Source organism: Sphingobium quisquiliarum P25, assembly GCF_000445065.1.
Lineage (GTDB): Bacteria > Pseudomonadota > Alphaproteobacteria > Sphingomonadales > Sphingomonadaceae > Sphingobium > Sphingobium quisquiliarum.
In genome coordinates, this window is the sequence record NZ_ATHO01000137.1 from 22,389 (window position 1) to 32,888 (window position 10,500).

10 protein-coding genes are annotated in these 10,500 nt (G+C 57.7%); 1 reads left to right on the forward strand and 9 read right to left on the reverse strand.

Translation table 11 applies throughout. From position 1 onward, the window contains the following. Positions 1-310: 310 nt before the first annotated feature. The 9 genes from L288_RS0121960 to L288_RS36590 form a co-directional block, all read right to left on the reverse strand. A complete protein-coding gene (locus tag L288_RS0121960) occupies positions 311-1,798 on the reverse strand; it encodes an efflux transporter outer membrane subunit (RefSeq protein ID WP_050763085.1) in 1,488 nt (495 codons plus the stop codon). Positions 1,799-1,805: 7 nt separating this feature from the next. Continuing rightward, positions 1,806-3,362: an MDR family MFS transporter gene (locus L288_RS36560; protein ID WP_050763086.1), complete on the reverse strand. Its 1,557-nt coding sequence runs from the start codon at positions 3,360-3,362 to the stop codon at positions 1,806-1,808. Between the two features lie 2 nt (positions 3,363-3,364). Further along, complete coding sequence (locus L288_RS36565) at positions 3,365-4,513, reverse strand: HlyD family secretion protein (protein WP_009824032.1); 1,149 nt, start codon at positions 4,511-4,513, stop codon at positions 3,365-3,367. A gap of 568 nt (positions 4,514-5,081) precedes the next feature. Further along, positions 5,082-5,555 carry a hypothetical protein gene (locus L288_RS42610; protein ID WP_009824033.1) on the reverse strand — a complete coding sequence of 158 codons (474 nt, stop codon included), beginning with the start codon at positions 5,553-5,555 and terminating at the stop codon, positions 5,082-5,084. A gap of 149 nt (positions 5,556-5,704) precedes the next feature. After that, positions 5,705-6,283, reverse strand: coding sequence for a DUF4142 domain-containing protein (locus tag L288_RS36570; protein ID WP_225870697.1), 579 nt, complete (start codon positions 6,281-6,283; stop codon positions 5,705-5,707). 399 nt (positions 6,284-6,682) lie between these two features. Next, on the reverse strand, positions 6,683-7,381 hold the full coding sequence (locus tag L288_RS36575; RefSeq protein ID WP_139114816.1) for an ABC-type transport auxiliary lipoprotein family protein: 699 nt from the start codon (positions 7,379-7,381) through the stop codon (positions 6,683-6,685). Next, on the reverse strand, positions 7,378-8,307 hold the full coding sequence (locus tag L288_RS36580) for an MlaD family protein (RefSeq protein WP_009824036.1): 930 nt from the start codon (positions 8,305-8,307) through the stop codon (positions 7,378-7,380). Before L288_RS36580 ends, L288_RS36575 begins: the two co-directional genes overlap by 4 nt. Further along, positions 8,307-9,095, reverse strand: a complete 789-nt coding sequence (locus L288_RS36585; RefSeq protein WP_009824037.1) for an ABC transporter ATP-binding protein — start codon at positions 9,093-9,095, stop codon at positions 8,307-8,309. The genes L288_RS36580 and L288_RS36585 overlap by 1 nt, the downstream gene beginning before the upstream one ends. Beyond that, positions 9,092-9,637 carry an MlaE family ABC transporter permease gene (locus tag L288_RS36590; protein ID WP_456242879.1) on the reverse strand — a complete coding sequence of 182 codons (546 nt, stop codon included), beginning with the start codon at positions 9,635-9,637 and terminating at the stop codon, positions 9,092-9,094. Before L288_RS36590 ends, L288_RS36585 begins: the two co-directional genes overlap by 4 nt. Positions 9,638-9,681: 44 nt before the next feature. On the opposite strand from L288_RS36590, the gene L288_RS36595 reads away from it, so the two are divergent. Next, positions 9,682-10,446: an IS6-like element IS6100 family transposase gene (locus L288_RS36595; protein WP_001389365.1), complete on the forward strand. Its 765-nt coding sequence runs from the start codon at positions 9,682-9,684 to the stop codon at positions 10,444-10,446. The last annotated feature ends 54 nt before the right edge of the window (positions 10,447-10,500 follow it).

Sequence of the window (10,500 nt, forward strand, 5' to 3'; positions counted from 1 at the left end):
GGATAGATCTTCGTCGGACAGAAAATTCTATTCAATCACACGTCGAGGCCGATAAACTGCTCTATGGTTGTCTCCGGTCCGATGTTGCGTCCGGCTATGCGGTCGTGAATCCGTATTTCATCCTATCGGGGGCAACCCCCGTCAAACACATCGCAATCGCCCCGGGGCGCGTTACCCCGCGAAACTCTGTATAATCGCAAGGGCCGCAGGATGGATGCCGAACAGGCGGGTTGCCCTGTGCCAAAAGTCATCATTGGCGGTGGGCAGGGCCGCCGATTCTTGTATTGGCAAGTCCGGACAGATACCATCATTATTTGCTCATAAGGGCTGAGGCTTGACTCCCAGCTTCTGTCCATCCCAGTCCAAGCGACTTCTGTATGGCAACATAGCTGGCGGTGAGGGCCGCAACCGCACTGTGCAGGTTTGCCTCTGCAAGCCGCTGCTGGCGGTCAGCCTCAAGAGCGTCGCCTCTCGAAATGACCTGCCGCGCATAGCGCTGCCGCATCAGCGTTGCCGCTTCATCTGCTGACCGCTTGATTTCGGCAAAAGCGGCGACGTTTCGCCTTTGCTGTGCAAAGCGCGCAAGCGACGTCTCCGCATCCTCAAGCGCGCCGAGCACTACCTGCCGATATTGTGCCTCGGCTTCATCGCGACCAGAGCGTGCCTGTGATATCGCCGCTGACGTTCGTCCAAAATCGAGCAAGCCCCATTGCAGCTGAGGGACGGCGATGTTGGAAATATTGCCCAGATCTACCAGGTCTCCGATCGACGTGCCGCCAATCCCGAGAATCCCCATGAAGCTGATTTTCGGAAAACGAGCTGCTTCCGCGACTCCTATCCGGGAAGTTGTGGCAGCGAGACTGCGCTCCGCAGCGCGGATGTCGGGACGGCGACGCAGGAGCGCCGAAGGGTCTCCGATCGACACCCGCGCAGGGGGCATCGGGATATCGCGCCGTGGCGTCAATAGCGGATCGAGAGATCCCGGCGCTTCACCGGCGAGAACCGCTAGCGCATTCATATATATTACGATCTCAGCATCGGCTGCGGCGAGATCGCTGATCGTGGCCTGAACCGCGCGGTTCGCTTGGCCGACAGTAAAGGCCGGGATTGTGCCTTGCCCGAAACGCTGCCGGGCTAGGGCGAGCTGCTGCCGCTGAATGTCGAGACCTTCGCGAAAAGCGGCGGCGCGCTGCTGCCGGTCACGAAGATTGGTATAGGTCTGCGCGACTTCAGCGCTGAGCTGGACCTTTGCGTCTGCAACATTATACGCCGCTGCCGCCGCCAGCGCGTTTGCCGCTTCGATTTTTCGCACCTGCCCGCCCGCGAGATCTATTTCCCAGTTTGCGTTCAGACCAAGGTTGTAGAAACGCAGAGACGTGTCCGCATCCTGGGCGGATGAAGGCGCCGGAACAGGTGTGGGTGTAGTACTTCCTTGACTGGTCTGGAGATCGATCCCGGGAAGATCGGCAAATATGGCCGTGCCCTGAGCACCAGCCGTCGGCAGGCGGTTTGCTCGCTCCTGGCGTACAGACGCACGGGCTTGGCGAAGTCGGGCCTGCGCAACATCAATCGAGGGATTCGCGACAAGAGTGCGCCGCTCGAGCTCATCGAGAACCGGATCTTGCAGCGTCGCCCACCATTCGGCGAGTTCAGGCTCGCTGGTCGATGCATCTGCTGGTTGACGAACGAATGTTGGCCGCGGCGCGGCTTGGCCGAGCTCTGGTGGTCCGGAATAGTCCGGGCCGACCACACATCCACCAAGGAGCAGCGGAAGGATGAGACCACTTAACTTTGCCATTACCACCTCAATGCATCGTCAGCGACATCCCCTTGGGGAGCGGGCGAAGGAAAAACACGAACGGGAGCGTCACAAAAGTCGCTACCGCCATCGTCAAAAATATGTCGTTATAGGTCATGACGAACGCCTGCTGCTGAATAGTGCCAGCGAGCGACTGAAGGCCGGCGTCCATATTTCCCAGAGTATGAGACATCCCCGCGATATACTCCTGCACGCTTGGATCGTTTGCCCACAGCGTTTCCTCCATCCGTCGGCTGTGGAGTGACATGCGCTGGTCCTGGAACGACGTCAGGGCCGCCAGAGCGAATGAGCCACCGAGGTTTCGCGCAGCATTGAAGATGCCCGAGGCATCTCCAGCATCCTCCTTGCTGACTGAGGTAATGGCGGCTTGGTTCAGAAAGAGCATGACAAAGATCATCCCCACCCCGCGCAGCAGCTGACCGGTAGTAAAGGCTTCGCCTGCGGATTCCACTGTGAGACTGGTGTTCACAAAGCAGCTAGCAGCCATAAGCGCGAGGCCAGCACCAACGGCCAGCCTGATGTCGACAAACCGCATCAGAAACGGTACGAATGGCATCACAAAGAAGGCAGGAACGCCCATGAGAAAAATGACCTGTCCGGTCTCGAGGGCATTATAGTCGGCGATAAGCGACAGGAATTGCGGGATGACGAAGGTCGATCCGTACATCACCATGCCCAGCGCTAGCGCCATTATAACGACGCTGCCGAACTGTCTGCTCATGACGATTCGCAACTTAAGGACGGGCTTTGTTGCCCGGATCTGTCCGATCCCCAACATCACAAACCCTGCTACTGTTATAAACGTCAGCCGGATGATAAGCGTCGATTCGAACCAGTCTTCACGGTGCCCCTCCTCGAGCACGATCGTCAGTCCTCCAAGGCCAAGGATCAGGCCTATAATACCCAACCAGTCGGCCTCGCGAAGATAGACCCAATTCGTACGTTCGTGCGGCAGGCCGAGCAACAGGAGCAAGAGGAGTATCCCGCAGACCGGCACATTGACGAAGAAGGCATAATGCCAGCTCAAATTTTCCGTCAGCCAGCCACCGAGCAAGGGGCCAAGAACGGGCCCCAAGATTACTGTCATTCCGAAAAGGGCCATCCCGATAGGCTGCTGGGGTGGCGGGAGTCGCTTTGCGACAATCGTCATGGCGGTCGGTATCAGCAGCCCTCCCATAAGGCCCTGCCCGGTTCGTCCGATGATCATCGTCATAAGGTCGGTGGCGATGCCGCATAGGATGGAGAACCCGGTAAAGGCAGTCACGGAAATGAGAAGGAGGGTTCTCAGTCCCAAAAGCCGCTCCAGCCAAGCGCTCAGCGGAATGACGACGATCTCGGCAACGAGAAAGGCGGTGGCGATCCACGTTCCCTCAGTGCCGGTTGCTCCGATTTCGCCTTGGATCGTTGGCAGTGCCGAGTTGACGATCGAGATGTCGAGGGTCGCCAGCAGTGCGCCGAGCGAGCCGGCAGCCACAGCGATCCAAGCGGTCAAGTCCGCACGCGCGGAACGAGCTGCGTCTGGAGATGCTGTGACCGTGACCACTGTCAACGCTTCCGGCTTACGGCCTGACGGAGTCGATCCATCTCTCCTCTGGCTGAACGCGTATCGACCGTTACTCCAACCGACATTCCCGGCACAAGGAGCCTGCGCACTTCGAGAGGAGCATCGATTGCAATGCGTACAGGCACGCGCTGTACGATCTTTGTGAAGTTTCCGGTCGCATTCTGGGGGGGGAGCACCGAGAACTGGGCGCCCGTGCCAGGAGCGACACTGGCAATACGCCCGGTCAGTTCGACGCCAGGGAGCGCATCGATTTCGATGCCAACAGGCTGGCCGACGCGCATAAGCCCCAGTTGAGTCTCTTTGAAATTCGCCTCTATGAACAATCGATCGACAGGAACCAGTGTCATCAGGCGCGTACCGGGCTGCACGAATTGCCCGACACGGACAGCCAGGTCGCCCACACGGCCATTGATGGCAGCCTTAAGCACTGTCGATTCGACGTTGACGCGCGCCACCTTGAGTTGGGCACGCGCGGCCTCTGCTTGCGACTGGGCCTGACGTACCTGCGCGCTCAGTGTACCGACACGCCGTTGCGCGGCAATCAGCGCGGCATGCGCAGCATTGGTTCGCTCGCGAGCTTGCCGTGCCTGCGTCTGAAGCTGCGCGAAACGCTCCCCTGGCTCGGCGCCGGATGCGGCAAGCGGCTGATATCGCGTAACCTGCTGTGCGGCGAAAGCAGCCTCGGCGCGCGCCGCGTCGAGCTGGGCTTGCGCTTGCGCTATGGTTGCCTGTTGTTCGGAAATCTGAGAGCGCGTCGTATCCCCCGCAGCCGTTGCCGTTTCGATCTGGCTGGTAATCTGTTCAGTCTGCGCCCGATATTCGCGGGGATCGAGTTCAGCTAGAGACTGCCCCTGCCGAACCGTCTGATTCTCGATAACGAACACCCGTTCAACATATCCGGCGATCTTGGGCGCTGTGATGACGGAATCCGCCGCAACATAGGCGTTGTCGGTCACCTGCATGTATCGGCCCCGGTTCTGATGATCCAAGTACCAGACAAGGCCACCAATGAGCAGCAAGATCGCGCTAATGAGCATCGCCAGGCGAACGCGTGGCGATTTAAGCGGGGACGCTGCCGATTCGCCGAGGCCCTCAGGATCCGCCGAAGCAGTGGCCGACTTGTCCGCCATATAAATTACAATTCCCCATGATGCGCGGTGCGGTTCTGCTCTTGCAGCATTAAAGGGCGCTCGGCAATTGCATATTATATGGAACCTCAGCGTTTACGCCCCTATCATTCGCTCTTGCCCGACGCCGCTGGACCGGTACTAACCATCAGCCGCCCTATCAGGCTGTAGCTCCCCCCAACTTCACGTCAGAATCAGAATATACCGAGGAACGATTTGTTAAGCTGGGGCACAAATACAGAAGCTGAACGCGCATGATGCCCACCATTTCGGCGAGAAGATTACTGGTGCCTACAGGACGGTCGATAAAAACTGAGCCGAGATCCGATGTCCAGGTTCAATCCGCGCAACGATGGGCTATCGTGATATGAGCAGCGCCATCCGAAAATTGCCGTGCCACTTTGATTGGATGGGTGCCGTCACCTTGTCCGACAGCGATATTATGGGCGGTCTCGACCGCTAGTACTTTCTTGTTAGTCTCGCCGGAGTTATTGCCCTGCAATGCCAAGCTCACGAGATAATGCGCAGCCTCACACAGCGGCATTGAATTCAATAGCGTCAGCTTTCGTCGTTAATTTTTACTACCCGGACAGCGCCGTGCGAGCGCTGTTCCACGAAGAAAGCCGCGGCGCGCGAAGCCGGCGTCGATTGCTGACGCCAGGCGTCTTTCGGCCGGAGCTGCGCCCGAAATCTCCCGAACTAAGCCCCGAAACGGTATGATTGTGTTAACAATAGTTTTTCCTCCAGCCTCGGCTAGCCGACCAGGCCTGTTCTCTTTTTTGTTGTTGCCGACGGCAAAATCAGGTCCGAGGACGCTATCGAGCTCCGTGGTTGCGGCCTTGATCTGCGCACAGGATTTCAAACCGGAGAGGCCATATGGATTTTCTTGCGCTCTTTCCAGAATAACTGGAATTTCAGTTTTGGCCGCGCCAATATCTTTCGCCGGCTGAGTGACGATTTCCCGACCGCGGTCAACTGTCTCATCTTTTCTGGCGGGTTGCTCGGGGCTTTGTCCAAGAGCCGCCATGGCAAAAATAAGTATCATCATCCGCCAAATATCCTGAAGACAAGGTTGAAAGCATAAACACGACCGCTGTGGGGTTCACTGTTGCCGCGCTTGAAATAACAGCAGATGCCCACAAGGGCATGACGATCACATTGAGTGGCGCCCGTGAAGAACGGGCGCCACTATGATCATTGACCGCCGGTCAATGCTGAAGGAAGAAGTGCCTTCCCGTTGGTGAGTTCTTGCTCAAGTGTGGGAACGGCGGTGCCCGCGACTTGCTTCAAGGCTGGGTCGGTGCCGTCTTGCGCATAGCCTTTGTTGATGGCCCATGCCGCCTGCAGTACCTGGGCGGACTGGGATAGATAAAGATTATCGAAGCTGCCGCGCGGCGTCTTCTGGAGCAGCTTCACGAGTGCGGCTCTGTCGGAGGAAAGCGATGACGATGGCGCTTTTATCGTCCGCTGATCGTTGCGCAGCGCCGCCATGAGAGCTTTCTGGGCGATTTGCGCTTCTGTCTGAACACGTTTGGCATAAGCCTTCACATCGTCACGCTGGGCCTTGGTCACGGCGAGCTGCGCCGCTTTTATTTGATAGAGGTTCGCATCCGATGCAGCCATCACAAACGCTGGCTCATTCTGTCCAGCTATCGGTGTCGTGCCGGTATCCATGCTCGACATTGAACCTGTGTTCGTTGGCGAAACAGCTTGGGCAAGAGCCCCTGAACCTGAAAGCGCTAGCGCGCCCGCGGCCATAATGACTTTCAGCATAGTACCTTCTCCGTAGAATAGATTGCGAGCGGTCAAGTGGCCGCATCACGTTAAACGTGACCACGTCGTAACGATGCTGTTGGATAATCGTTCCACCATCACCCGCATTGCATAAATTGAATTGTCAAATCAATAGCAATTGAATCGGCAGCAGATTCCATTGGCTAATCGGATAGAAATATTAGGAATTGCAAGATTTGACTTATCACATGGTCGATATGCTATCGCTTATTAAGACCTGGAACCCGATATTCACTATCTTACTTAATTTGGCTCCGATCGGGTCGGTCCTTCAAATAAAAACAAAACTCGTAGATACCTACGAAGGTATCCGGCGCATGGCGATTTTGTACATGCAATTACGCCCGAAAGTTGCTGAGATCGGCGACAGGCTCATGATCAATTTATCTCCTGCTTGCGATCCATCCGATCCTTGGATGTATCTAGCGCGCGCTCTGTGGAATGCTTCCGCGCTGTATCCGCGGACCAATCCGTCAATTCTGTGGTTGAGCGAGCTACTGCACGATCGAAAGCGGCGACTATCCCACTTGTGGTATTTGCGGAAGCTGGCTCCTGCACCAAGAAGCGCTTGGCCTCGACGGGACGACGATCAGAAAGATCAAACAGGGTTGCATCGCCTTCGATAATGACAGTGGGCGGTGCTTTTTCACCCCCATCTAGGGCATACCTTGCTTCGAATCGCTCGATATCAATCTGCAGCGCATGCGATGCCCCGGTGGCGTTTCTCACGCCCGTCAGGCGCACGTCAGGTGCCCGCGCCGCATATTGACGCATCAGCGCCTGGGTGAAAAGATCGGGGACCGGCGCCACCCAACGAACCCCCTTGAGGTAGAGCGCACGCTCCCCCCGCGTGGTGAGCATGCGATCGCCCTCCACCTCCTGCGAGAACCGGGGGCGAAGCAGAGATACAGAGCGAGTCGGGAGCGCACCCTGCATCCCGGTGACGGGCGTGGGGTCAACCACGCCAAACCTGAAAAGGTCAGCGCGCTCGCCGCCGCCTAGCAGGTTTCCACAGCTAGCCAGCAGCAAGGCGCTCGACAGAAGTGCAAAAGTCCGATTCCTGGTTGATAATGTCACTTAGGCAACTCCAGTTCAGTACCCCGGCTTTTGGCCAGAGCTTCGCGGGGACTTTGTCGGATCCCGCGAATTAGCCCGTCCAGCGATTCAGCTGTTTCTTGCAATGTCAGCATAGTCGCATTGATATTAGGGATCGTGGTCGTGCCGATATCGGCGCTTTGCGTGTCGAGTTTGGCGATCACGCCGCGAGCCTCATGAACTGCCGATTTGAGCTCGTTTGCCGCTTGGGAGATGTCGGCGAAGGCGCGCTTGCCATCGCCATCGGCAATCTGCCGAACGGACGAGGCCGCGCCCTGAATATCGTCAGCCGCCCGATCCAGTTTGGCGAGCGCAGAACCGGCATGGGCGAACATGGTCCGATTGGCCGCCAGTTCCGCCGTAGTCATTCGGACATCGCGAATGGCGCCGCCGATGTTGGCGATATTACGGTCAGACAGGACCTTGTTCACACGGCTCAGTGCCTCGGTCGCGCTTGCCACCACCTGTCCGCCGCCTTGCAGCAACGAAGACATAGCGTTGGGCTTGCTGGGGATGACAGGTCGCTTACCGTGATCATTGGTCTTGAGAAGGGGCTTGCTCGGCGTGCCAGCGCTGATTTGAACGATGCTGACCCCTGAGATGCCCTGACTTTCAGAGGATGCGACCGAATCTTCGCGGACCGGTGTCCCGCGCGTCAGTTCGATATCCGTGATAACACGGTTGGGGTCGCGTTGGTCGAGGCGGATTCCGCCGATTTCCCCGACCTTGATGCCGTTGAACTGCACTTCGCCTCCAACGCTTAAGCCTCTGACCGGCCCATGAAACACGATCTGGTAAGAATCACTTCCTTTGGCCGAACCGCCGAGCCAGACAACAAAAACAAGCGTGGCGATAAGCAACGCGATGGAGGCGGCGCCTACCAGAGCATAGTTGGCATGGCGTTCCATCAGCTTTCTTTCTCTTTTTTGGCGGCACGGCCTCGCGGTCCCAGAAGATAGCTCCGGATCCACGGGTGATCTGACCGTTCAAGTTCTTTGATCGTTGCAACAGCGGCGATTTTCTTGTCAGCGACAACCGCAACGCGGTCGCAAATCGCGTACAGAGTATCGAGGTCGTGGGTGATTATGAACACGGTGAAGCCAAGAGCATCCCGCAATGTTCTGATAAGATCATCGAATTCGGCTGCAGCAATTGGATCGAGGCCGGCAGTCGGCTCGTCGAGAAAGAGGATATCCGGATCCAGCGCGATTGCGCGGGCTACCCCCGCGCGCTTGCGCATTCCGCCAGATAGCTCGGCAGGCTTCAAGCAGCCTGCATCTTCCGGCAAACCAGCAAGCTTGATCTTCAGCCTTGCAAGATCGTGCACATACTCATGTGTGAGTTTCGTATGTTCTAGAAGTGGCGCCTCGACATTTTCCTGTACGGTGAGAAAGGAGAATAATGCGCCTTGCTGGAACATCACCCCAATCCGACGCTCGACTTCACTGTGCGCTTGCGGATCGCGGATGTCCTGCCCGAATATCTCGACGGATCCGCCATCGGGCTGCTTGAGGCCCAGGATAGTGTTGAGCAGCACCGACTTACCGGAACCCGATCCGCCAACCACACCCAATATCTCACCGCGCTTGACCTCAAGGCCGAGATCCTCATGGATGACCTTGTCGCCAAAAGCCGTGCGCAGGCCTTTGACGCGAATGGGCACGTCTTCGGCATCGGTTTCCAGAGGCGCGCTCACAGATCGAGCGCCATGAAGATCACCGCGAAAATCGCATCGAACATAATGACCATGAAGATTGACTGGACGACCGCGGATGTCACATTTTGACCAAGGCTTTGGACATCGCCGCCGACCATAAGGCCATGCCGACAGCCCGCAGCAGCGATGATCAGAGCCAGAAACGGCGCTTTGCACATGCCTATCCAGAAATGCTTAATGTCTACCGTTTCGAGCGTACGCTGGATGAAAAAGACCGGGCTGATATCAATCGTCACCCAACTGACCAACAGTCCGCCAGCAAGACCGCCGATATCCGCGCAGAAGGTCATGAGAGGCATCATGAGAAGCGCGGCTAATATGCGCGGGATTACCAGCGCATCGAAACGGTCCACACCCATAACCTGCATCGCATCGGTTTCCTGGTTCATCCGCATCGAACCGATCTGAGCGGCAAAGGAAGATGCGGAACGTCCAGACAGAAGGATGGCGGTGATCACTACGCCGAACTCGCGCAGGATGGCCACGCCCACCAACTGGATCGTGGGCTCTGTTGCAAAAATCGTGAAGCTTGAGCATGCTTGGCGGAGATTGGACGGACGGAACGATGACGGATTTCAAGTGGCGCCATTTCCAGGGTGATGTGATCCTGTGGGCGGTGCGCTGGTATTGTCGCTATCCGATCAGCTATCGCGACCTTGAGGAAATGCTGGCGGAACGCGGCATTTCGGTCGACCATACGACGATCTATCGCTGGGTCCAGTGCTACGCCCCGGAGATGGAGAAGCGGCTGCGCTGGTTCTGGCGGCGTGGCTTTGATCCGAGCTGGCGCCTGGATGAAACCTACGTCAAGGTGCGGGGCAAGTGGACCTACCTGTACCGGGCAGTCGACAAGCGGGGCGACACGATCGATTTCTACCTGTCGCCGACCCGCAGCGCCAAGGCAGCGAAGCGGTTCCTGGGCAAGGCCCTGCGAGGCCTGAAGCACTGGGAAAAGCCTGCCACGCTCAATACCGACAAAGCGCCGAGCTATGGTGCAGCGATCACCGAATTGAAGCGCGAAGGAAAGCTGGACCGGGAGACGGCCCACCGGCAGGTGAAGTATCTCAATAACGTGATCGAGGCCGATCACGGAAAGCTCAAGATACTGATCAAGCCGGTGCGCGGTTTCAAATCGATCCCCACGGCCTATGCCACGATCAAGGGATTCGAAGTCATGCGAGCCCTGCGCAAAGGACAGGCTCGCCCCTGGTGCCTGCAGCCCGGCATCAGGGGCGAGGTGCGCCTTGTGGAGAGAGCTTTTGGCATTGGGCCCTCGGCGCTGACGGAGGCCATGGGCATGCTCAACCACCATTTCGCAGCAGCCGCCTGATCGGCGCAGAGCGACAGCCTACCTCTGACTGCCGCCAATCTTTGCAACAGAGCC